Here is a 21,886-nt window from a genome sequence, read left to right as displayed (position 1 = left end):
CAAAACCGCCGAATCCGCCGGGACGGCATGGCACCATCTCCACCGGGCCTCCCCGCATCGCCCGTGCTCGCCCGACCCGTGCTCGGCGCCGAGTGCGACATCCTTTCGGACCCGGCGGCCGTCTCGTAGCCTCCGACGACGGGCCGTCTCGTCGCCGAAGGCGACAGCGGGGGCACCGACACAGCGTCGAGGAGAGTGCAGTGCGCGTCCTGTCCGTGGACCTGGGTACGTCGAACACCGTCGCGGTGCTGTCCGCACACGGTCGAGAGCCTCGCGTCATCGAGGTCGACGGGTCCGCCACCATGCCCTCGGCCGTCTTCGCCGACGAGGACGGCACGCTGGTCGTCGGGCGGGATGCCGAGCGCCGCGCGCGGCTCGACCCGGCTCGATACGAGCCGAACCCCAAGCGCAGGGTCGACGAGGGCTCATTGCTGCTGGGGACCAGCGTCGTCTCGGTCACCGAGGCGATGTCCGCCGTCCTCATGCGAGTGGCGGCGGAGACCAGCAGACAGCTCGGCGGCGGGCGCCCCGACGAGGTCCGCCTGACCCACCCCGCCCAGTGGGGTGCGACGCGACGGAACGTGCTGCTGGCGGCCGCGCGGCTGGCGGGCCTCGGCGACGACCTGGTGCTCGTGCCGGAGCCGGTCGCGGCGGCGGCGCACTTCGCCTCCTTCCCCGACCGGTCGCTGCCGCCGGGCAAGGCACTGGCGGTGTACGACCTCGGCGCGGGCACCTTCGACTGTGCCGTGGTCGGAGCCACCCAGAACGGCTTCGTGGTCCTCGCGGAGAACGGGCTGCCCGACCTCGGCGGACTCGACGTCGACCAGGTGCTGTTGGAACACGTCGGCAGGCAGGTGTCCCAGCATGATCCGAGCGGCTGGCAGCGGCTGCTCCGCCCCGAGACGACCAACGATCGTCGGGCGCAGCGGGCGCTGCGCGAGGACGTCAAGGCGGCGAAGGAGACGTTGTCGCGCCATCCGCAGACCGACGTCCCGCTGCCGGACCCCTTCCAGGACGTGCTCGTCACCCGATCAGAGCTGGAGGCGCTGATCCGGCCGAGCATGCTGCGCAGCGTCGAACTGCTCAAGGCGACGATCCGGGCGGCGGGCATCGCCCCGGAGGCGCTGGCGGGCATCTACCTCGTGGGCGGGTCCAGCCGGATCCCGCTGGTGGCCACCCTGATCGCGGAGCAGACCAAGGTCGTCGCGACCAGCCTGGACCAGCCGGAGACCGCAGTGGCGCTCGGGGCGCACCACGTTCCGCGAGACGGCGCGACCATGCGCACCCAGGACTTCGAACCGGACCAGTTCACCGCGTCGCCCGCCACGCCTGCCGGCGGCCGACCTGCCGCAGGCGGTACGCCCCCGGAGGGCAGACCCGTCCCCGGCGGTGGATTCACCGTGCCGCAGCCTGCCTACTCCACGACTTCCCAACCGACGATGACCGGCTATCCGAGCACGGGCGGCCAACCGGCGCTCAGTCAGGCCGGGCCGAGCCATCCGGTGCCCGGCAGGCCCGGTCCGGGCCACAGCGGACCACACGGCGTGGGCACCAGCTACCCCCCGACCTACGCGCTGAGCGCCGCGCAGGGCGGTCCGGCGCCACGGCGTAGGACCGGTCTACTGGTCTCCGCGATCGTCGGCGTGGCGGTGCTCGTGGCGGGCGCCGTCGTCGGCGGAATCATGCTGTTCGGTTCCGATGCGCTGCCCACCGCAGCGGAGTGCTCCTCGGGCGCCGAGACGGACGAGGACGGCTTCACCGCCTGCCTGCGTCAGCTCGCGGGCACGGTCCCCGATCGGCACGACTGCGGACCTGGCGACGCCGAGTCGAGCGGTTCGGGCGAGAGCAGCATCGTCACCTGCCAGTTCAGCCATGCGACGGAGAGCTACGCCCTCGCCTACAACCATGCGGGCTCGGTGGAGGCGGCGGGCGCCACCGCCGAGTCCTGGCTGTCCCACAGCGAGGGCGACCTGGTCGAGGCGCGCTGGGCGGGCAACGGTCTCGACGGCCGCTACCAGTCCGCCGTCAGCGAGGGGCGGGGCATCCTGGTGTTCACCGTGACGGATCGGCCCCTCGTCGGCTTCGTGCTCGCCAACAGCTCCGAGGCCGAGGAGTTCACCGCCGACGCGCTGGCCGACTACTTCGAGGCGAGCATCCAGCCGGGAACCTGAGGGTTCTCGGGTACTTCTGCCAGCGCTGCGGTGCTTCGGCGTCGTTGCCTTCTCGACGCTGCCCGCGCCGTGCCGCCCGGCGTTGCCGACTGTTGCTGGTCTGATCACTTCCGTGCGGGAGCAGACCCAGCCGTCGATCCGGGGTCACGCAAGCAGGGGTCGGATGACGGATCACCACCCCGCGTGTGCTGGGCCGACGCGGCAGGCGGCGCGGCGACGACCGACACCGGCGGAACCATCCCGCGCGGGGGCCGACTCGTCTCCGGTGACGATGGCGTGGATTCGGGCGGAACCATCCCCGCGTGCGCGGCGCCGACACTTTCCGACCTAGGAGTTCTCTGTGCCTGACCCCGATTCCCTACCGCGTGATCCAGGTCGTATCCGGCGGTCAACGCGAGGATCAGTGCCGGAGGTTCGTACTGCGCAGGTGACTCAGGCTTCGGGGTGCATCGGGACAAGCTGAACCGCGCGATTCAGCGCCGTTCTGCCGGGATGTCGAAGGCGTCGCACACGGCACGCCAGGCCTGACGGGGCTCGACGCCCGCTTCCAAGGCCTGGTTGACGGTGCGTCCGCCGAGCTCGGAGAACACGTGGTCTCTGGCCAGCATCTCGGCCCGGACTCGGCCGAACTCCTGGGCCATCGCGGAGCGGAAGGCGGTGTGTCGCATCCCTACCACCGTAGCCCGCCCGCCGAGTCGCACCGCAGGGTGGCCGTGGGCAGTCGAACGCCGACGGCGCCACGCGCACATCGCTCGATGCCGTCCGTCGCCGGTCAGTCGTCGACGTTCTCGACCACTTGCGGCAGCCACGGCTCTCCGCCCGCCACGACATCGAGGCCCAGGGCAGGGAGCGAGGACGTTGCCTCAGCGGTTCCGGTTCCGCCACCACACCGACACGGTGACGAGGACCGCCGCCGCCAGGCCTGCGGCCATGATCAGGCGACCGGTCGTGGACGAGAGGCCGGTGGGGTCCGTCTGCATCAGCGCCAGCACGACCTCGACGCTACCTGTCGATCCTCAGATCCGTCGGCAGACAGCGCGGCGCCGCACGGGCACGCACCCGCCGGGAGCGGACGGCGAGGGCGCCGACGGTGCGGGGATCGGCGGTCCAGCCGTCACCCTGCGAGCTCGACCTGACCCGATGCCCGATCCCGCTGCATCCGAACCCGGCCGAGTGCTTCTCGCCGCCGGACGGGTGCCGCGGAGCCTTGCCTGCACGGCACTCCGCAGCGCCGGTTCGCGCTGCACGCTGTGTCGGTGTGCTGCGCGTCGGTGTGCTGCGGGCCGCACCGATCAGGCGCGGATCGTCGGCGGCCTGCGGTGTCGGCCGCGTGACCCGCGTCGAGACGACTGCCGTTTCCGCTCCTCCTGCGCAGGCACGGTGCCCGCCGCATGCTCGTCCTCGTATCGGCGGTAGGCCTCGCGGCGGGCGATCTCGGCACGCTCCTGCGCGTCGGCGGCCACCAGCCGCTGCTGTTCCGGGGTCGCGGTGCCCTGGGCCACGGCGTACTCGGCGTCGGCGATCGGCTGGATCTCCGCCAGCCGCCTGCGCTCCGCCGTCTCCTCCGCGCTGTGGTCGACGCTCGGGTCCTCGTGGTGCCGGGCTCGGACGAAGGGGTTGTCCTCCCGCAGTCCGCCGCTGAGCCGCCCGTAGAGGCCCAGGAAGAGCAGCAGCATCCCGACCACGAGGCTGAACACCACGTTCTGCATCTCGAAGGCGAGCAGATTGAGCGGGGTCTCCAGCAGAGCGAGGTTCACCAGGCCGGACAACAGGAACAACAGCCCGATGACGACGGCCGTGGTGGAGGCGACGACGCCGCCGATGACGGCCGAGCCGATCAGGATCACGCCCACGATCACCGAGATCAAGGAAAGCAGACCGTTGCTGGACAGGCCCAGGACGCGGTCGCCCTCGATGGAGAAGAAGGTCAGGCGGTTGATGAAGCCGAGCAGCCCGAAGACGATGAGCCCGGCGCCGATCAGTCCCGCGCCGACCCGGTAGATCTTGTTCAGCGGGTGCCCGACCGGCAGGTATTGATTCATTCTCATGTTCCGCTCCCTCGCATGGATGGAGGCGGGTCCGGAAGGTGTCCAGTGTGCTCCGGGTCTCGTCGGGTCGCACGTCCCTCGGCCCCCGAACTGCGACTACGGTGGCTGACGTGGTGAATGAGTTGCGTGTTCCGATCGTCGCGGCGCCGATGGCGGGCGGGGTGAGCACGCCGGAACTGGTCGTCGCCGTGGGCGAGGCGGGCGGACTCGGCTTCCTCGCTGCCGGCTATCTTTCGCCCGATCGGGTGAAAACCGAGATTCATCGGGTCCGCAGCCTCAGCCGATGCCGGTTCGGCGTGAACCTCTTCGTGCCCGGCGAGCCCTCCGGTGCGGACCTGTCGGCGTTTCGCGAGCTGGTGGCCGACCAGGGACGTCCCCTCGGCGTCGCGCCGGGCGAACCCCGCTGGGACGACGACGACTACCGCGCCAAGCTGGCGCTGCTGCTCGCCGAGCCGGTGCCCGTGGTCTCCTTCACCTTCGGCGTGCCCGCCGCCCAGGACGTGCGACGACTTCAGCGGGTCGGCAGTCAGGTGGTCGTCACCGTGACCAGCCCGGACGAGGCGCGACAGGCGGTCGCGGCGGGTACGGACGGCCTGTGCCTTCAGGGCATCGAGGCGGGCGGCCACCGAGCGGTCTTCGTGGACGACGGCCGCTCCGAGGCGGGCGGCCCGACCCACCCGCTGCTCGACCTGATCGGACTGGTCCGCGCTCAGACCACGCTGCCGTTGATCGCGGCAGGCGGCCTCACCGACGGCCGGGCGCTCCGTGAGGTGCTCGCGGCCGGGGCCGGCGCAGGACAGTTCGGCACGGCGTTCCTACGCAGCCCGGAGGCGGGCACGAAGACCGCGCACCGGTCGGCGCTCACCCAGCGCCGGGGGACGGCGCTGACGAGGGCGTTCACCGGCAGGCCCGCGCGCGGCCTGGTCAACGAGATGATGACCGAGCTGACCGCGCACGCCCCGGCGGCCTACCCGGAGATCCATCACCTGACCGCCCCGGTGCGCGCTGCGGCGGGCGCCGCCGAGGACCCGGAGCGGATGTCCGCCTGGGCGGGCCTTGGCGCGGACGAGACCCGTGAACTCCCCGCCGCCGAGCTGGTGGCGGCGTGGGGAGCGGAGATCGGCCGCTCGGCCTGAGCAGACACGGTGTAGCGCCCGCCCGCCTGGCCCGACCCGGTCGTTGGGCCGGTGGGAGACAGCCGCGCACGGCAGGGAACGTCGCTCGGCCCCGGTCGACGGCTGAGCGGCCGCTTCGGGGGTGTGACGACGGACGATCATCCGGAATCCCCTGTACAACGCGGCTGCCGACTCTTTAGCGTTGCCGTCATGGGGACCGTGCGCTCAGTCAACCTCGCCGTGGTCAGGACCGGCGACTGGACCGGGAAACTGGGTCGCACCGGCATCGACAAGCGTCCGGTGGACGGCCGAGTGCACGTCGCCCTCGGCGGCGTCACGGGTGACACCGTGGTGGACACGGCGAATCACGGCGCCTCCTATCAGGCCGTGTACGCCTTCGGCGTCGACGATCTCGCACACTGGTCGTCGGTGATCGGCCGCGAACTGGTGCCGGGCAACGCGGGCGAGAACCTGAGCGTCGCGGACGCCGACGTCAACGACCTGGTGATCGGCCAGCGGGTTCGAGTGGGCGAGACCGTCCTCCGCGTGACCGGCCCGCGCATCCCCTGCCGGGTCTTCGCGGGCTTCTGGTCCGCCCAGAGCCTGATCAAGCGCTTCACCGAACACGGTCGGCCGGGCGCCTACTTCGCGGTGGAGGAACCGGGCGCCGTGTGGGCCGGGGCGCCGATCGAGATCCTGAGCACCCCCGACCACGGCGTGACCGTCGCCGAGGTCTTCGGCGTGCTGCGCGGCCGTAAGCGCGAACTGGACGATCACGTGCGCCAGGCCCTTGGCGATCTCCCCGAGCCCTGGGCCGAGGACGTCAGAAGCCGCATGGCCCTCGCGGCGCGCTGACACGCCGCCGTTCGTCGCTGCGTCGCTCTGCGGTCGTCGTTGCCCGCCGACCGGCTGCCGCTCCGAGTCCGTCCGCGGTCAGCGCATCGGGAGCACGGTCCCCAGGACCAGCGCCCTGCGGCGGTTCACCGTGCGGAACGGGCCGGTGAGCACGCGAAATCCCCGTCGTCGATAGAACTCGCGGGCCCGTCGGTTGGTGACGTCGGCCTGCAGCACGAGCCGGTCCTGCTCGATCCGTTCGCCCAGCGACCTGAGCAGCATCGTGCCGACGCCCGTGCCGTGGAACTCCGGTTCGACGTGCAGCTCCGCGACCTCGAAGGAGCCGGTCAGCCAGGAGGTGTGCCCGGCGGCCGCCAGGGCAGGCTGCACCAGTGCCGCCCACAGGGGGCGGGCTCCGCACGGCCAGCCGACGAGGACGCCGACCAGCCGATCCTGCTGATGCGCCCCCATCGTGAGCAGGCCGGGCACGGGTTCGAGGCCGGCCAGATGACCGGCCGCCCGGTCGGCCCCCGGCTGTCCCACTGCGGCCTGCGCGCGTCTGGCCAGGTCGATCACCGCGTGAACGGTCTCGTCCAGTCGGATCACCTCGACGCGCGCCGGACTCATCTCGTGAACACGATCTTTCCTGCCGTCTCCCCGCCGAGCATGGCCGTGAAGCCTGCCGTGGCCTGTTCCAACGGCAGCGTCAGCCCGATCTGCGGGCGGACGTCGTGCAGGCGCAGGAACGACACGAGATCGACCAGCTCCTGTCTGGTGCCCATCGTCGAACCCAGGACGCGGAGCTGGAGGAAGAAGACCCGCTGGAGGTCGGCGCTCGGGTCCGGGCCGGACGTGGCGCCTGCGACCACCACGGTGCCGCCCGGCTTGAGCGACTTCAGCGAATGCGACCAGGTGGCCTTGCCGACGGTCTCGAAGACCGCGTCCACTCGTTCGGGGAGTCGGACGCCGGTCTCGAAGGTCGCGTGGGCACCGAGGCTCGACGCCAGCGCACGCTTCTCCTCGGTGCGGCCTGTCGCCCAGACGCGGGCGCCTGCCGCGCTCGCGAGCTGGATGAGCGCCGTCGACACGCCGCCGGAGGCGCCCTGCACCAGCACCGTCTGGCCCGGCCGCACGCCTGCCTGCACGAAGAGCATCCGGTACGCCGTGAGCCAGGCGGTGCCCAGCGTCGCGGCCTCGACGAACGACAACTCGGCGGGTTTGGGGACCACGTTGCCCGCAGGCACGACCACCGAGTCCGCGAAGGTGCCCTGATAACGCTCGGTGAGCAGTGTCCGCTTCGGATCCAGCGTCTCGTCGCCCCGCCAGCCCGGCGCGTTGATCACCGGGTGGATCAGCACCTCGGTACCGTCGGCCAGCACGCCCGCGCCGTCACAGCCCAGGATCATCGGAAAGGACTCGGCCGCGATGCCCACGCCGCGCAGGGTCCAGACGTCGTGCATGTTCAGGCTGGCCGCCCGCACGTCGACCCGCACCCACCCTTCCGGCACCGACGGCTCCGGCCGTTCCCCGATGGTCAGCCCCGTGAGCGGGTCGTCGACATCGGGCGCACTGGCGTATACGGCGAACATGCTTCGAACCTACCGCGTAGGCTCGCAGGCGTGGTGTCTTCGATGACCGGGTGGTGGGACGGGGTCGAACTGTGGCTCGTCCAGTCGCCGTTCGTCCTCCAGTTCGCGCTGGTCATGTTGATTCTGGCGCCGCTGTGCTGGCTGGCCGCGTTCCTGATCGATCGTGGCGTCGATCGAGTCTCCGCCTTCTTCGCCAGGCGCAGCGGCCGGACGCCGCAGCCCGACGACGTCCGCGAAGTGATCGACACGGGTGTCCGTCGAGCGTCGGGAGGCCCGGCGTGAACTCTCCCCGTCGCATCACGCTCGTCCTGATCGGACTGATCCTGTTGGTCCTCGTCGCCTGGCTCGTGCAGCGATGAGCTGGGACCTGGTCGTCGAGGCGATCGAGCAGGCGCAGGCCGACGGCGCCTGGCCGCACGTCCTGGACGGTCGAGAACTGGCGGACTCCGCCGAGGTCATCGACGCGATCGCGCGCCTGCTCGGTTTTCCCGAGACCTTCGGCCACAACCTCGACGCCCTCTACGACTGCCTGACCGACCTGTCCTGGCTCGAAGAGGGCGAGCACCGGCTCGTCTGGGTCGACCCGGCGGGCTACGCCGACCGTGATCCGGCGGGCTTCCCTCGGATTCGGCGTGCGGTGCTCGACGCCGTCGAGCAGGACGAGCCGGGCGACCGAAAGCTGTCCGTCGTCTTCGTCGAGGTCTGAGCCGAGTCGCCGCGGTGCTGTTGCCGTGAGCACGCTTCGTCGTTCCGGGGCTCACACTCGGCGCCGAGATCTGACGAGCGGCGGACCTGGTGTGATCCGTCCGGTGTCCTCGAGCAGCCCGGCATGTCGCTTCCGCCCCGCCCCAGCCCCGCCCCGCCCCGCCCATGCCGCAGGCCTCCCAGGCCCACGGTGATCAGCGCCGTCGGAGGCGCAGGACGTCCTGGGTACAGCTCATCCGGTAGCCGCCGTCGTCGAGCCGATGCCGGTCGAGCTGCCTGGTCAGCTCCGCGCGGGTCCGGGCCGGGCGTCGTTCGTCGGTGGGAACGCTGGTGATGCCGCTGAGGAAGAAGCGGAAGATCATCAATGCCGTGTCGAGATCCGGTGCGGCGAGGATCGACGGCACCGTGTCCAGGACCACGGACCAGCCCGAGTCGCGCGTGGCGGGGAGCAGTTCGGCGAGGTCGAAACGCCTGCCGGTGAACCGGTGGAGCAGCCGCATCAGGTCGCTGTCCGGATTCTGCAGCAGCACGACCAGTTCGCCCTCTTCGGACAGCCAGGATGCCATTCGGTTCAGGCAGGCCTGCCAGTCCTGCCGAGGCACGTAATAGAGGATGTGAGAGCAGAGCACCAGGTCGGCGGGCAGGCGGGGCTGTGCCGTGAGGATCGAGCCCCCCAACACCTCGGCATCGGGCGCGGCCAGCGTGATCCGGTGATGCAGCTCGAGATTCGGCTCGATCGCGACGACGTGCGCGAAGGAGTCGACGAACCAGCGCACCGTCCGGCCGAAGCCCGCACCGACGTCGATGAACTCCAGCCGCTCCGGCAGACTCGCGACGATGCGATCCAGCCGGGGCCTGGTCACCGCCGCCTCGTCGCTGTGTGCAAGGTAGGCGGCGAAGGCCTCCTGGTAGCCCTCGCCCGCCGGATCGAGCGCGGGCAGCGTGCTCATGATCTGCTCTGATGACACGGGGACCTCCTCGTCCCGAAGTCGTGGTCGGGCGCCGGGCGTCTGACGTCGGGCAGGCACGGTCGCGGGCGGTGGATCGCCGGTCGAACCAAGGCCGTCAGCCCGGCTGATCAGGCCCGAGCGCCGAGCTATTGTCGAGTCGCCGCACCCTGCTGGCGCTGCGCCGACGCCCAGGCGGGGGGCGGAGTCTGCCGAATCCGCCAGGGCCGCCGTCCCGTCGTGCGTGCCATGAACCGCCGGGTGGACCTCGGCGACCCGCAGCCTGCCCGATCAGGGGCGTCTGAGCCGCAGGAAGTCCTGGGTGCAGTCGATGGTGTAGGAGCCGTCGGCGGCGACGAAGTGTTCCTGCACGTACTCCGACACTGCGGCGCGTTCGGGATGTGCCTCCACGGGCGTGATGCCCAGGATGAACTCGGCGATCGTCGTGGCGGTCTCCAGATCCGGAGCGCGTACCCGCGCCGGGCTCGTCTCGACCCGGACGACCCACCGCCCGCCCGCATCGCCGGTGATGAACTCCTCGGCGGCGGAGGTGAGGTCGAAGCGATGGCCGGTCAGGTGGCGGACCATCCCCATGGCGCTGCTGTCCGGGTTCTGCAACACGACGATCAGCTCACCGCGTCGGGAGATCCACGACGCGAGCCTGGCCAGCACGGCTGGCCACTCCGGCCGGGGGATGTAGTAGAGGACGTGGGAGTTGAGCACCAGGTCGCCTCGCGCGTCCGGCGTGGTCTCCAGGATTCGGCTCGGCAGCACCGTCGCGGTCGGACAGACCATGTGCAGCCGCTTCCGGAGCACGGAGTTGGGCTCGACGGCGATGGTCCGCCGGAACGAGCCGCTCAGCCACGCCGTTGTGCCGCCCTCGCCTGCCCCTGCGTCGATCAGCACGTCGTGACGCGGCAGATCGGCGACGATCGACTCCAGATGCGCCCACATCTGACGCTTCTGATCGGTGTGTGCGAGGAAGGCGGCGAACGCCCGCTCGTAGGCCGGGTCGGACGGGTCGGCGGCGCCCGACGGCCCCGGTGTCTCGGACGGATCGACCGGGAGGACGACCCCGGCCTGCTCCGGCTGATCCCTCGACTGACGCATCGCCACCCCACCCTCCGTCATCGCTAGGACACCCAGTGTAGGAGACACGGCCGATACGACGGCGGTTCGACAGACCGAGCGGGCCTGCCGAGTCATGCGGGCGGGCGGTGGCGGCGAGCCGGGCGGGCGGGTATCGGCGTAGCCGACGGGATCGGTGTTCCTGGGTGCGACACGGTGCGTGCGCGCCGGTCAGGGGCTCGCGTTGGATCGGCCTGTCGGATCACCCGGCGTTCACGAGGAAGCCCCGAGTGTCCACAGCGGGAACAGGGATTGCAGGAACACCCTCGCGTACGCCGGGAAGATGTCGCCCGCCCGGACTTTCGGATGCGGCAGCGGGGGACACCCCCGCGTACGCGGGGAAGATCCGGTCGACGGTGCTCCGGAGGGCCTGCTGCCGGGAACACCCCCGCGTACGCGGGGAAGATATCGGCGATGGCGGGCAGCGCGGGCTCACCGTGGGAACACCCCCGCGTACGCGGGGAAGACCTGGGAGTGCATCGACCATCGCCGCCGCCCCCTTGGAACACCCCCGCGTACGCGGGGAAGACGTGGCCGACGCCCTGGACGACGGGCTCTGACGCGGAACACCCCCGCGTACGCGGGGAAGACCCTTGCTGACCTGCTGGTCTACCGGCGGGTAACCGGATTCTCGTTCACTTCGGATGAGTCTCGATGTCGATCACATTGCCGGGACGAACGCGACTGATAGACGACGTCTCGCTTGCCGCCTGCATCCCGGCGGTCTCGCGCCGATCGGGGAAGTCGACCGGCCGCCGTCCCGCCGGGGCGCTCAGCCTCGCCCGGCCGCCGAGCCCGGCGGCCCGTCGGCGGGCACCCAGGACGGCGGGCGCTTCTCGGCGAAGGCCCGCATGCCCTCCTGCCCCTCCGCTCCTGCGAAGTGGCGTGCCGAGAGCGCCAGCATGTCGGCGAACTCCTCCGTGAGCCGGCCCGATCGAGGGCTGCGCAGCATCGCCTTGGTCGCGGCCAGCGCCGCCGGTCCGCCCGCCGCCAGCATGCGCGTCATCCGGCTGACCTCGGCGTCGAGATCCTCGGCGGCCACGGCCGAGTTCAGCAGTCCGATGTCGACGGCCCGCGCGGCGTCGAAGGTCTCGCCGGTGAGGAACAGCTCGTGGGCGGCCCTGGCCGCGAGCCGAGGCAGGACGGTCACCGAGATGACGGCGGGCACCACTCCGAGTCGCACCTCGGAGAAGGCGAAGGTCGCCGTGTCGGCGGCCACCGCGATGTCGGCGGCGGCCACGAGGCCGACCCCGCCTGCCCGCGCCGGTCCGGCGAGTCGGGCGACGACCGGCGTGGGGCTGGTCCAGATCAGCTCCAGCAGCTCCGGGAACTCGTTCACGCCCTGATCCGCCGCGCCCGCACCCCTGGACTCCCGCAGGTCCATGCCGGAGCAGAACACCGGGCCGGTGTGGTCGAGCACGATGACGCGCACCGACTCGTCGGCGATGTCCGCGATCAGCAGGTCACGCAGTTCGCGACGCAGCCGGGCGGACAGCGCGTTGCGGTTGTGCGGGGAGTCCAGGGTGATCGTCGCCGTGCCGTCCGCGACGCGATGCCGCACGAGGTTCTCGGTCATCTGGCCGACCCTAGGCGACCGGGACGTGCTCTCGGCAGGAGTGCGTGGCGACTCGGGGACGCCGATTCGTCGATCTCCGCAGGCGTGGTGGGCGGCCTACCCCTGAACCTCGGACTGCTCGGCCGTGCCCGAGCCGTCGAGCCCCTCCAGCCTGCCGACAGCCGACAGCCGCCCCGAGCAGCCGCGACGGCGGGAATCCGAGCCGGTGACACCCGTCCGGCCTCAGCCTGACGAGCGAGCCGCCGCCGCGTAGCGGTCCAGGACCAGGTCGACCAGCTCCGGTGCCGCGCCCATCGGCTCGGCGAGCACGGCGGCAGGCTCATCGGCCCGGACCCCCTCGATCACCCGGTTCAGCAGCAGTCCTGGGGCGAGGAACCACGGGGCGACCGCGATCCGTTCGGCACCGGCCGCGCGCAGCTCGGCGACGGCCTCGGCGGCGGTGGGGCCGGTCGCCGAGGCGAATGCGGGCACCACTCCTGCCCAGCCGTGGTGCCGTGCCCAGTCTTCGGCCACCCGACGCACCAGGGAGTTCGACTGCTCCTGCGAGGAGCCCGCGCCCGCGAGCACCACGCCGACCTCCGGCGTGCCCGGCCGGATGCCCGCCTCGGCCAGCCTGCGCAGCGCCGCCGACTCCAGCCGCTCATCCGGCCCGAGGACGTCGGCGACCGCCACCCGCAGCGACGGTCGACGGCGGCGGGCCCGCTCGACGGCGGTCGGGATGTCCACCCCGGCGTGATAGGCGTGGCCCAGCAGCAGGGGCACTAGCACCGACTCCGTGTCGACCTCGTCGAGCACCTCGTCGAGCGGCGGCGCCGACAGTTCGAGGTAGGCGGGCAGCACCGGCATGGAAGGCCGTGCTCGGCGCAGACCCGCCACGAGGCTGTCGATCGTCGCGGGCGAACGAGGATCTCGGCTGCCGTGCGCCACGGCCACCAGCGTCGGACTCACAAGCCTCGGCCTTCTCTGCATCGGACTTCTCGGTGTCGGACTTCTCTGCGTCGGACCTGGCGGTGTCGACCCTGTCGAGCCGTCTCCGCCTCGAACACGTCAGCGCCGGGCAGCCCGCCGCGTCCGGTCCCCAGACGGCACGGCCTCGACTACACCACCCCCGACAGGCCCCTGGCGAGCAGTATCCGACGCTCCAGCGGCCGGAACACCAGCAGGTCCACGCTCACGCCCACGAGCAGGATCAACAGGATGGCGGCCAGGACGCCCGGCATGTCGTTGAACGAGCGGGCCTGCTCGAGGGTCTGGCCGAGGCCGATGCCGAGCTGCGGCGAGGCCGCGATCAGCTCGGCGGCCATCAGCGAGCGCCAGGAGAACGCCCAGCCCTGTTTGCAGCCCGCCAGGTAACCGGGCAGCGCCGCCGGGAGCAGGATGTGGCGGGCGCCGGAGATCCGGCCCGCTCCCATCGCCTGACCGGCCCTGGTCAGGATCGGCGGCACCTGATCGACGCCCGCGACCAGGCCGTTGATCACCGAGGGCACCGAGCCGAGCAGGACCACCGCGAAGATCGTCGTCGGCGTCAGCCCGAACCAGAGCACGGCGGCGGGCACCCAGGCCACCGAGGGCAGGCTCTGCAGGCCGGTGATCACCGGGCCGACGGCGGCGCGGACCACCCGCACCCTGGCCACCAGCAGCCCCAGCGGGGTCGCCACCGCGACGGCGATCAGGAAGCCGAGGATCGCCCGATGCAGCGAGGTCCACAGCACCGGGAAGATCTCCCCGGTCCGCACCATGCCCCAGATCTCGGTACCGACCGCAGCGGGAGCGGGCAGTCGGAACTCCGGCCACAGCGCCAACGCCCATAACCCCTGCCAGATCGCCAGCAGCAGGCCGATGGCCACGAGCGGCGGCAGCACCCCGGACAGGGCCCGTCGCCAGGCGGGCGGACGGCGCTCCGCCGGGGTGTCGAGGGCGTCGAGACCCGCGCCGACCCGGCCGAGGTCGATCGTCTCCACCGGCGAGCGATCCGACGGGCCCGGCCGTTGGTCGATGTCAGGCTCGGGCATGGCTGGAGATCACCTCCCGGAGCCGGTCGGTGATCTCCTCGACCAGGGTCTCGCTGCCGTCGGAGGACCACTCCTGCACGACCCGACCCGGCCGCGAGGACAGCAGCACGACCCGCTGGGCCAGCCGGACCGCCTCCCGCACGTCGTGCGTGACGAACAGCACCGAGGTGCCGGTGGCTCGCCACACGCGGAGCAGCTCCGCCTGAAGCACGTCGCGGGTGATGGCGTCCAGGGCGCCGAAGGGCTCGTCCATCAGAAGCAGCCGATGCGCCGCGACCTCGGCGGCGCCCGCGTCGTGGCCTGGGCGGGCCGGGCCGCTGCCCGATCCCGCCGGGGCCGCGCCTGCCCGGCGCCCGCGGACGCCGTCCCGGTGAACCGCCGTGCTCTGCGCTCGCCCCGGCGCCCCGGAGCCGTTCGGCGTGCCCGAGGTCGCGCCCCCGCCTGCTGAGCCGGTCGGGACGACCCCGTCGGTCGACCCGTCCGGGGCGTGGCCCGTGGAGGCCAGCGCCCTGGCCAGGGCAACTCGCTGCCGCATCCCGCCGGACAGCTCATGCGGGCGCTTGTCCCCCTGCCCGCCCAGCCGCACCAGTTCCAGCAGCTCCGAGGCACGGGCCCGCCTCGGCGCCGCCCGCATCCCCGCCAGCCGCAGCGGCAGCTCCACGTTGCGTCGCGCCGTCAGCCACGGCATCAGCGCGGGCTCCTGGAACATCACCGCAGGCCGCGAGGTGTTGATCGTGACCGTCCCCGAGGTGGGCTGGTCGAGCCGCGCGAGCAGGTTGAGCAGCGTCGTCTTGCCGCACCCCGAGGCGCCCAGCAGGCAGACGAACTCGCCCGGCGTCACCGTCAGGTCGACCCCGTCCAGGGCCACCACCGCGTCCTGGCCGTGCCCGAACTGCTTGACCACCTTCGACACCGAGACCGCCGGTCGACTGTGGGCGTCGAGGTCCGTCTCGTCCGTGAGCGTCACCGTCATGCCTGCTCCTCGATCCTTCTCCGATCAGGACTCGTCGTCCAGGCCCGCGTCGTCGACCGGTTCCTCACCCAGTTCGGCCAGGACTCGGTTGAGCGGCCGCAGGTCGCTGAAGGCGGTCAACTCGGGTGCCTCGTCCAGCAGGCCCGCGTCGACGGAGTTCTCCGCGAGCTGCGGGAAGCCTGCGGCGTCCGGGTCCCAGGTCGGCTCGATGTTCTCCCAGGCCCGGTCCACCACGGCCTCCTCCAGCGGGTTGCCGGTCAGCCGCGCCAGCTCCTCGTTCGCGGCGTTCTTGGCCTCCTCGGGGTTCTCCCGCGCCCACCGGACGGTCTCGACGTGGGCCCGCAGGATCGCCTCGACCGTCTCCGGGTGCGCCCGCAGGAACTCGGTCCGGGCGATGATCACCGTGGTGGGGAAGCGGCCGTCCGGCCACTCGTCCCGCTCGTCCACCAGCACCTCGGCGTCGGCCTCGATGACGAGGCGGGACGACCACGGCTCCGGCAGCCAGCCGCCGTCCAGCTGGCCGTCGCGGAACAGCGCCAGCGTCTCCGCGTTGTCCACATTGGAGACCTCGATCTGATCCGCGCCGGGTCCCTGCTCGATGTCGTTGTCGAACAGCCATTTCTTCGCCGCGACGTCCTGAGTGTTCGCGAGCTGCGGGGTGGCGATCGTGCCGCCGCGCAGGTCGTCGACCGACTCGATCTCCGGGGCGACGACGAGCTGGGCGCCGCCCGAGGTGACGCCCGCGATCAGCCGGGTGTGCGTGCCGTCGGACTGCTCGTAGGCGCTCAACGGCGGATTGGAGCCGATGAACTGGATGTCGAGGGAGTCGCCGAGCAGACCGTTGACGGCGTCCGGACCCGCGTTGAACGTGTGGGTCTCCAGCCGGGTGTCGCCCAGCGCCTCCTCGAAACGGCCCTCGCTGACGCCGATCAGCGCCGACCAGTGGGTGATGTTCGGGAAGTACCCGAGGTTGACCACGTCCGCCGGACCTTGATCGGCGGCTCCGGCGGTCTGCTCGGCGGGTTCCCGCTCGAGCCGCGAACACCCGGACAGGATCAGTGCGATCGGCACCACCAGCGCGGCGGAGACCGCGCGGCGCAGGCCTGGAGGAGACGGGTCCATCTGTCAGCCTTCCCTGATCCTGTTGAAGCCTTCGCCCTCGCGGCGAAGGGGCGTGGAATCGGCTCGCCGCCGACGGTTCGGCGGCGAGCACGTCTCCGATGTGGTGTCTGTCAGCGGCTCGCAGTCGCCCGATCGGCGTGTTCAGCACCCGTCACCGGCTCGTCGCGGAGCCCCGGCACGGCAGGCTCGGCGGCGTCCGCCGTCTCCTGCAGGGCTCGCAGCGGCACCCCGACGAGGCCCGCGGCCAGCGTGTTCCCCTCGGCGGGGTCGATGATCAGCAGCGCCCCGGTCCGCCTGCTGATCGCGTAGTCGTCCACCGGCAGCGGATCGGCCGTGCGCAGCGACACCCGGCCGATCTCGTTGAGCCGCAGCTCCTCGGGGGCGGCCACCGACACCAGCCGCTGTTCGTCGAAGCGGACGACCAGCTCCGAGACCACCGCCTGCGTCGTGCGGGCGCCGTGCTTGACGAGCACCCGCGCGCCGGGTCGCAACGGCTTCTCCGCCAGCCAGCACACCGTGGTGTCGATCTCCGTCACCGCCTGCGGCGCCTCGGCGACGTCGCTGATCAGGTCGCCCCGGCCGATGTCCAGCTCGTCGGCGAGCAGCAGCGTCACCGACCGGCCAGCCACCGCCTCGTCCAGCGGCCCGTCCGAGGTGTCGATGCGGGTCACGCGGCTGCGCAGCCCGGCAGGCTGCACACTCACCTCGTCACCCGGCCGGATGACGCCCGCCGCGACCTGGCCCGCATAACCGCGATAGTCGGGATGTTCCGCCGTGCGGGGGCGGATCACGTACTGCACGGCGAATCGGAACGGCACGTCGTGCGGGTCCGGCGCCACTGGCACCGTCTCCAGGTGATCGAGCAGCGTCGGGCCCGCGTACCAGGGTGTTCTGGTGGAGGCGGTCACCACGTTGTCCCCGACGAGCGCGGAGACCGGGATCGACACCACCGCGTCGGAGGCATAGCCCAGCGCGGCGGCGTGGGCGGCGAACTCGGCGCTGATGGTGCGGAAGGCGGCCTCGTCGTAGTCGATCAGGTCGATCTTGTTCACGGCCAGCACCAGTCTCGGGACGCCCAGCAGCGCCACCACGGCGGCGTGCCGACGGGTCTGCTCGACCACGCCCCGGCGGGCGTCCACCAGCAGGATCGCCAGCTGGGCGGTGGACGCCCCGGTGACGGTGTTCCGCGTGTACTGGACGTGGCCTGGGGTGTCGGCCAGCACGAACGACCGGCGGGGGGTGGCGAAGTACCGGTAGGCGACGTCGATGGTGATGCCCTGTTCCCGTTCGGCCCGCAGGCCGTCGACCAGCAGCGACAGATCCGGCTCGGCCAGACCGCGCGCCGTGCTCACCCGGTGGACCGCCTCGAGCTGATCCGCCAGCACCGACTTCGTGTCGTGCAGCAGCCTGCCGACCAGCGTGGACTTGCCGTCGTCGACGCTGCCCGCCGTGGCCAGCCGAAGAGAGTCGATCTGCTCGCCGGCGCTCATCAGAAGTAGCCCTCTCGTTTCCGGTCCTCCATCGCGGCCTCCGACATCCGGTCGTCGGCCCTGGTGGCCCCGCGCTCGGTGAGCCTGCTCGCAGCCACCTCGGCGATCACCTCGGCGACCGTGCTCGCCGAGGACTCCACCGCGCCCGTGCAGGAGCCGTCGCCCACCGTGCGATAGCGGATGAGGCGCTCGACGACCTCCTCGTCCGCCCGAGGGCCGCCCCACGGCCCGGCGGCCAGCAGCATCCCGTCGCGGAGGTGGACCTCGCGGCGGTGTGCGTAATAGATCGAGGGCAGCTCGATGCCCTCCCGCTCGATGTAGTTCCAGACGTCGAGCTCGGTCCAGTTCGACAGCGGGAACACCCGGACGTGCTCACCGGGCCGATGCCTGCCGTTGTAGAGGTTCCACAGCTCCGGGCGTTGTCGGCGCGGCTCCCACTGGCCGAAGGCGTTGCGCAGGCTGAAGATGCGCTCCTTGGCTCTGGCCCGCTCCTCGTCGCGCCGCCCGCCGCCGAAGACGGCGTCGAACCGCTGCTCGGCGATGCTGTCCAGCAGCGGCACCGTCTGGAGCGGGTTGCGGGTGCCGTCGGGCCGTTCGGTCAGCCTGCCGTCGTCGATCCAGTCCTGGACGTGGGCCACTTCCAGCCGCAGCCCGTGCTCGGCGACCAGCCGGTCCCGGAACTCGATGACCTCGGGGAAGTTGTGGCCGGTGTCCACATGCAGCAGGGCGAAGGGCACCGGCGCGGGCCAGAACGCCTTGCGGGCCAGGTGGACCAGCACCGTGGAGTCCTTGCCGCCGGAGAACAGCACCACCGGCCGGTCGAACTCGCCTGCCACCTCGCGGAAGACGTGAATCGCCTCGGACTCCAGCGTGTCCAGCCCGGAGAGCGTCCTGTTCGGCGTCGCCGCCCGAGCGTGCACCGTCTCGGGCTCGGCGGTCGTCCCGGTCGTCGGTGCGGTGTTCATCTGCCCCCTCATCCGTGTAATCCGCACTCGGTCTTGGTGCTGCCCGCCCACCGGCCGCTGCGCGGATCGGCACCGGGCGCGGGCCTGCTCGTGCACGGCTGACAGCCGATCGAGGGATAGCCCGCCGACACCAGTGGGTTCACCAGCACGCCGTTCTCCTCGATGTAGTGCGCCATGTCGTCGTCCGACCACGCCGCCAGCGGATTGACCTTCACCAGGCCGTGCCGCTCGTCGAACGTCACGAGCGGGGTGTTCGCCCTGGTCGGCGCCTCCACCCGACGAACGCCGGTGACCCAGGCCCGATACCCGGCCAGCGTTCGGCGCAGCGGCTCGACCTTGCGCAGCGCGCAGCAGCGATCCGGGTTCGACGCGAACAGTCGAGGGCCCTCGTCGGCGTCCTGCTCGGCGACCGTCCTGCTCGCCGTGGCCTCCACGATCCGCAGCGGATACACCGAGGCCACCGCGTCCCGGGTGCCCAGCGTCTCGGCGAAGTGGTAGCCGGTCTCCAGGAAGAGCACGTCGACGCCGGGGCGGGCCCTGGTCGCCAGGTCGATCAATACCGCGTCCTGCATGTTCGAGGCGACGATCCACTCCGCGCCGAACGTCCGCGCCGTCCAGGCCAGTGCCTCGGCGGCGGTCGCCTCGGCGCCTGCTCCGCCGCCCGATCCGGCAAGCAGTTCGGCCCCCTCAGCAGCCAGTCGCCTGCCCTGCTCGATTCGTCTCTCGGTCTCCACACTCATCCCGACGACCTCGCCTCTCTTCGAGCCTGTCCTCGGTCCGGTTCCGTGTCGTTCGTGCCTGCCTGCCCGGCGGAGTCGCCCGCCGCCGAGACCGTCGTGTCGGTCGGTTCCGGCGAGCGGCCGTCCCGGTCCTGTTCGGCGACCGAGGGACCCGCGCCGCCGCGCGGCCGCAGACCCACCATGCGGACGACGAACACCCGCCGACAGCCCGCGCAGAGCCAGGCGCCAGCGGGCTCCTCCTCGGGAATCAGGTCCTCCTCCGCGCAGTACGGGCAGTGGAACGGCACCGCCCGGCCCTGGCCGCCGACGGCCTCGAACGGCGTGTCGGCGCTCACCGGAGTTCGGCCTCCTCCGCGCGCAGCACCCACTGCGCGAAGCGCTCACCCTCCTGGCGCGCGGCCAGATACCGGCGCACCAGCCGTTCCACGTAGTCGGTCAGCTCCTCCGAGGTGACCTTGTGGCCGCGCAGCTTGCGGCCGAAGCCGGAGTCGAGCCCCAGCCCGCCGCCCAGATGCACCTGGAAGCCCTCGACCTGCGCGCCGTCGGCGTCGGTGACGATCTGTCCCTTGAGGCCGATGTCGGCGACCTGCGTGCGAGCACAGGCGTTCGGGCAGCCGTTGAGGTTCACCGTGACCGGATCGGTGATGCCCGCCTGCACGTCAGCCAGCCGTTGCTCCAGCTCCTCGACCAGCCGGATCGCGCGCGCCTTGGTCTCGACGATGGCGAGCTTGCAGAACTCCAGCCCGGTGCACGCCATCACGCCCCGCCGCCACGGCGAGGGATCGCTGTGCAGCCCCAGACTCGTCATCTCCTCCTGGAGCGAGGCCAGTTCGGCCTCCGGGACGTCCAGGACCAGCAGGTTCTGATGCACCGTGGTGCGCACCCGCCGTGATCCGACCCGCTCGGCCGCCTTCGCCACCCCGACGAGCGTGGAGCCGGAGACCCGGCCCGCGGCCGAGGCGAAGCCGACATAGTGCTGTCCGTCCCGCTGCCGGTGGATGCCGAGGTGATCGCGATGCGCGTCCGGCGTCGGCGGCTCCGGGCCGTCCAGCAGGCTGCGCCGCAGATACTGCTGCTCCAGGACCTCGCGGAACCGCTCGGCGCCCCAGTCGGCGACGAGGAACTTCAGTCGCGCCCGGTGCCGCAGCCTGCGATAGCCGTAGTCCCGAAAGATCTGGGCGATGCCGTGCCAGACGTCCGGCACCTCGTCCAGCGGTATCCAGGCGCCCAGCCGGACGGCCAGCTTCGGGTTGGTGGACAGCCCGCCGCCGACCCAGAGGTCGAAGCCCGGCCCGTGCTCCGGGTGCTCCACGCCGACGAAGGACACGCAGTTCGTCTCGTGCACCACGTCCTGGCGGGGCGAGCCGGAGATGGCCGACTTGAACTTGCGTGGCAGATTGGACAGCGTCGGATCGCCGATGTAGCGCCGGGTGATCTCCTCGATCGCCGGGGTGCCGTCGATGATCTCGTCGTCGGCGACGCCCGCCACCGGCGAGCCGAGGACCACGCGCGGGCAGTCGCCGCAGGCCTCGGTGGTGGACAGCCCCACCGCCTCCAGAGTGGACCAGATCGCGGGCATGTCCTCGATCCGGACCCAGTGCAGCTGGATGTTCTGCCGGTCGGTCAGATCGGCGCTGTCGCGCGCGTAGGTCTGCGAGATCTCGCCGATCGCGCGGAGCTGGGCGGTCGTGAGCAGACCGCCGTCGACGCGCACCCGCAGCATGAAGTACTCGTCGTCGAGCTCCTCGGGTTCGAGGATCGCGGTGCGGCCGCCGTCGATTCCGGGCCGCCGCTGGGTGTAGAGGCCCCACCAGCGGAAGCGGCCGCGCAGGTCGCCGGGGTCGATGGAGTCGAAGCCGTTCTTAGCGTAGATCGACTCGATCCGGGCCCGCACGTTGAGCGGGTTGTCGTCCTTCTTGGACCGTTCGTTGGGATTGAGGGGTTCGCGGTAACCGAGAGCCCACTGCCCTTCACCGCGCCTGCGGCGCACCGTGGGAGTCTGCGGCGTGGGAGTCATCGGCTGCGACCTCCGAGGTTCGAGGCGCCGCGCTGCGGTCGGGGACTACCCGTCTTCGATGCTGGGGTGGGTGACCCGTCGGCGCGCTCGGCGCCGAGTGTGGTGGGAACACGACGGCGGAGCTAGCGGTCGCCTCGGCACAGCGCGCTGGCGACGCGCTTGTAATCGACGTGACGCCGTGCCACGAGTCGAATGCGCCGCGCTGTCATGCCGTCGAGCCTGCCACGCCACGCCGAGATCGGTCCAGGTCTGACCGGATGCTGAGACGCGCGGCGGAAGATCGTCACAGTTCAGGCCGTTCCCGTCCGCCGACTGGTATTCGCATCGTAGACGCGATGCCGTCGTTGGCGCGATCTGGGACGACGGATCTGGGACGACGGATCTGGGACGACGCCCCGGTGCAGGCAGCGCAGGCGCGACAGCGGCGCGGGGTTCGGGCTGCGGTGCCCGGCGG

General features: G+C 71.7%; 22 protein-coding genes and 1 CRISPR repeat array. Of the genes, 5 read left to right on the top strand and 17 right to left on the bottom strand.

What is annotated here, in order from left to right; translation table 11 throughout:
- Positions 1 to 200: 200 nt before the first annotated feature.
- On the top strand, positions 201 to 2,171 hold the full coding sequence (locus UA75_RS25320; RefSeq protein ID WP_075742388.1) for an Hsp70 family protein: 1,971 nt from the start codon (positions 201 to 203) through the stop codon (positions 2,169 to 2,171).
- Positions 2,172 to 2,644: 473 nt separating this feature from the next.
- Here the strand turns inward: UA75_RS25320 and UA75_RS25315 are convergent, their stop codons facing one another.
- The 3 genes from UA75_RS25315 to UA75_RS25310 form a co-directional block, all read right to left on the bottom strand.
- Complete coding sequence (locus tag UA75_RS25315; protein ID WP_075742387.1) at positions 2,645 to 2,839, bottom strand: DUF3046 domain-containing protein; 195 nt, start codon at positions 2,837 to 2,839, stop codon at positions 2,645 to 2,647.
- Between the two features lie 195 nt (positions 2,840 to 3,034).
- Positions 3,035 to 3,163 carry a hypothetical protein gene (locus UA75_RS34985; RefSeq protein WP_257787487.1) on the bottom strand — a complete coding sequence of 43 codons (129 nt, stop codon included), beginning with the start codon at positions 3,161 to 3,163 and terminating at the stop codon, positions 3,035 to 3,037.
- A 300-nt stretch (positions 3,164 to 3,463) separates the two neighbouring features.
- Positions 3,464 to 4,219 (bottom strand): DUF4383 domain-containing protein, encoded by a 756-nt coding sequence (locus tag UA75_RS25310; RefSeq protein ID WP_075742386.1) that lies wholly within the window; start codon positions 4,217 to 4,219, stop codon positions 3,464 to 3,466.
- Positions 4,220 to 4,329: 110 nt separating this feature from the next.
- Between UA75_RS25310 and UA75_RS25305 the strand changes: the two genes are divergently transcribed.
- Both UA75_RS25305 and UA75_RS25300 read left to right on the top strand, forming a co-directional pair.
- On the top strand, positions 4,330 to 5,355 hold the full coding sequence (locus tag UA75_RS25305) for an NAD(P)H-dependent flavin oxidoreductase (RefSeq protein ID WP_075744197.1): 1,026 nt from the start codon (positions 4,330 to 4,332) through the stop codon (positions 5,353 to 5,355).
- A gap of 189 nt (positions 5,356 to 5,544) precedes the next feature.
- Positions 5,545 to 6,189 carry an MOSC domain-containing protein gene (locus tag UA75_RS25300; protein WP_075742385.1) on the top strand — a complete coding sequence of 215 codons (645 nt, stop codon included), beginning with the start codon at positions 5,545 to 5,547 and terminating at the stop codon, positions 6,187 to 6,189.
- A 78-nt stretch (positions 6,190 to 6,267) separates the two neighbouring features.
- Here the strand turns inward: UA75_RS25300 and UA75_RS25295 are convergent, their stop codons facing one another.
- Together UA75_RS25295 and UA75_RS25290 are read right to left on the bottom strand one after the other, a co-directional pair.
- Positions 6,268 to 6,795 (bottom strand): GNAT family N-acetyltransferase, encoded by a 528-nt coding sequence (locus UA75_RS25295; protein WP_075742384.1) that lies wholly within the window; start codon positions 6,793 to 6,795, stop codon positions 6,268 to 6,270.
- Positions 6,792 to 7,757, bottom strand: coding sequence for a zinc-binding dehydrogenase (locus tag UA75_RS25290; protein ID WP_075742383.1), 966 nt, complete (start codon positions 7,755 to 7,757; stop codon positions 6,792 to 6,794). Before UA75_RS25290 ends, UA75_RS25295 begins: the two co-directional genes overlap by 4 nt.
- A 30-nt stretch (positions 7,758 to 7,787) precedes the next feature.
- Here UA75_RS25290 and UA75_RS25285 point away from each other — a divergent pair, with 30 nt between their 5' ends.
- The gene (locus UA75_RS25285) at positions 7,788 to 8,039 is read left to right on the top strand and encodes a hypothetical protein (RefSeq protein ID WP_157434427.1); all 252 of its coding nucleotides are present in this window, start codon (positions 7,788 to 7,790) and stop codon (positions 8,037 to 8,039) included.
- A gap of 73 nt (positions 8,040 to 8,112) precedes the next feature.
- Positions 8,113 to 8,463 carry a barstar family protein gene (locus UA75_RS25280; RefSeq protein ID WP_075742382.1) on the top strand — a complete coding sequence of 117 codons (351 nt, stop codon included), beginning with the start codon at positions 8,113 to 8,115 and terminating at the stop codon, positions 8,461 to 8,463.
- Between the two features lie 193 nt (positions 8,464 to 8,656).
- Here the strand turns inward: UA75_RS25280 and UA75_RS25275 are convergent, their stop codons facing one another.
- The 12 genes from UA75_RS25275 to UA75_RS25215 form a co-directional block, all read right to left on the bottom strand.
- Positions 8,657 to 9,430, bottom strand: coding sequence for a class I SAM-dependent methyltransferase (locus UA75_RS25275; protein WP_157434426.1), 774 nt, complete (start codon positions 9,428 to 9,430; stop codon positions 8,657 to 8,659).
- A 270-nt stretch (positions 9,431 to 9,700) separates the two neighbouring features.
- The gene (locus UA75_RS25270; protein ID WP_075765566.1) at positions 9,701 to 10,540 is read right to left on the bottom strand and encodes a class I SAM-dependent methyltransferase; all 840 of its coding nucleotides are present in this window, start codon (positions 10,538 to 10,540) and stop codon (positions 9,701 to 9,703) included.
- A 254-nt stretch (positions 10,541 to 10,794) separates the two neighbouring features.
- Positions 10,795 to 11,128: a CRISPR direct-repeat array (repeat unit 28 nt; unit sequence GGAACACCCCCGCGTACGCGGGGAAGAC).
- A 181-nt stretch (positions 11,129 to 11,309) separates the two neighbouring features.
- Complete coding sequence (locus UA75_RS25265; RefSeq protein ID WP_075742379.1) at positions 11,310 to 12,113, bottom strand: enoyl-CoA hydratase-related protein; 804 nt, start codon at positions 12,111 to 12,113, stop codon at positions 11,310 to 11,312.
- 222 nt (positions 12,114 to 12,335) lie between these two features.
- Positions 12,336 to 13,061 carry a sirohydrochlorin chelatase gene (locus UA75_RS25260; protein ID WP_232237430.1) on the bottom strand — a complete coding sequence of 242 codons (726 nt, stop codon included), beginning with the start codon at positions 13,059 to 13,061 and terminating at the stop codon, positions 12,336 to 12,338.
- 149 nt (positions 13,062 to 13,210) lie between these two features.
- Positions 13,211 to 14,125, bottom strand: a complete 915-nt coding sequence (locus UA75_RS25255) for an ABC transporter permease (protein WP_075742377.1) — start codon at positions 14,123 to 14,125, stop codon at positions 13,211 to 13,213.
- Complete coding sequence (locus UA75_RS34760) at positions 14,112 to 15,098, bottom strand: ABC transporter ATP-binding protein (RefSeq protein WP_232237429.1); 987 nt, start codon at positions 15,096 to 15,098, stop codon at positions 14,112 to 14,114. The genes UA75_RS25255 and UA75_RS34760 overlap by 14 nt, the downstream gene beginning before the upstream one ends.
- Before the next feature lie 24 nt (positions 15,099 to 15,122).
- A complete protein-coding gene (locus tag UA75_RS25240) occupies positions 15,123 to 16,220 on the bottom strand; it encodes an ABC transporter substrate-binding protein (RefSeq protein ID WP_075742376.1) in 1,098 nt (365 codons plus the stop codon).
- 110 nt (positions 16,221 to 16,330) lie between these two features.
- Positions 16,331 to 17,710, bottom strand: coding sequence for a sulfate adenylyltransferase subunit 1 (locus UA75_RS25235; RefSeq protein ID WP_083683594.1), 1,380 nt, complete (start codon positions 17,708 to 17,710; stop codon positions 16,331 to 16,333).
- Positions 17,710 to 18,675 (bottom strand): sulfate adenylyltransferase subunit CysD, encoded by a 966-nt coding sequence (gene cysD, locus UA75_RS25230; protein ID WP_083683592.1) that lies wholly within the window; start codon positions 18,673 to 18,675, stop codon positions 17,710 to 17,712. The genes UA75_RS25235 and cysD overlap by 1 nt, the downstream gene beginning before the upstream one ends.
- Positions 18,676 to 18,683: 8 nt before the next feature.
- Positions 18,684 to 19,415 (bottom strand): phosphoadenylyl-sulfate reductase, encoded by a 732-nt coding sequence (locus UA75_RS25225; RefSeq protein ID WP_083683591.1) that lies wholly within the window; start codon positions 19,413 to 19,415, stop codon positions 18,684 to 18,686.
- Positions 19,412 to 19,750, bottom strand: coding sequence for a hypothetical protein (locus UA75_RS34140; RefSeq protein WP_075742375.1), 339 nt, complete (start codon positions 19,748 to 19,750; stop codon positions 19,412 to 19,414). Before UA75_RS34140 ends, UA75_RS25225 begins: the two co-directional genes overlap by 4 nt.
- Positions 19,747 to 21,432 (bottom strand): nitrite/sulfite reductase, encoded by a 1,686-nt coding sequence (locus UA75_RS25215; protein ID WP_075742374.1) that lies wholly within the window; start codon positions 21,430 to 21,432, stop codon positions 19,747 to 19,749. Before UA75_RS25215 ends, UA75_RS34140 begins: the two co-directional genes overlap by 4 nt.
- Between the last annotated feature and the right edge of the window lie 454 nt (positions 21,433 to 21,886).

Source organism: Actinoalloteichus sp. GBA129-24, from assembly GCF_001941645.1.
Lineage (GTDB): Bacteria > Actinomycetota > Actinomycetes > Mycobacteriales > Pseudonocardiaceae > Actinoalloteichus_A > Actinoalloteichus_A fjordicus.
The sequence above is the reverse complement of the archived record's forward strand: the minus strand, read 5'-3'. Positions and strand labels throughout refer to the sequence as shown.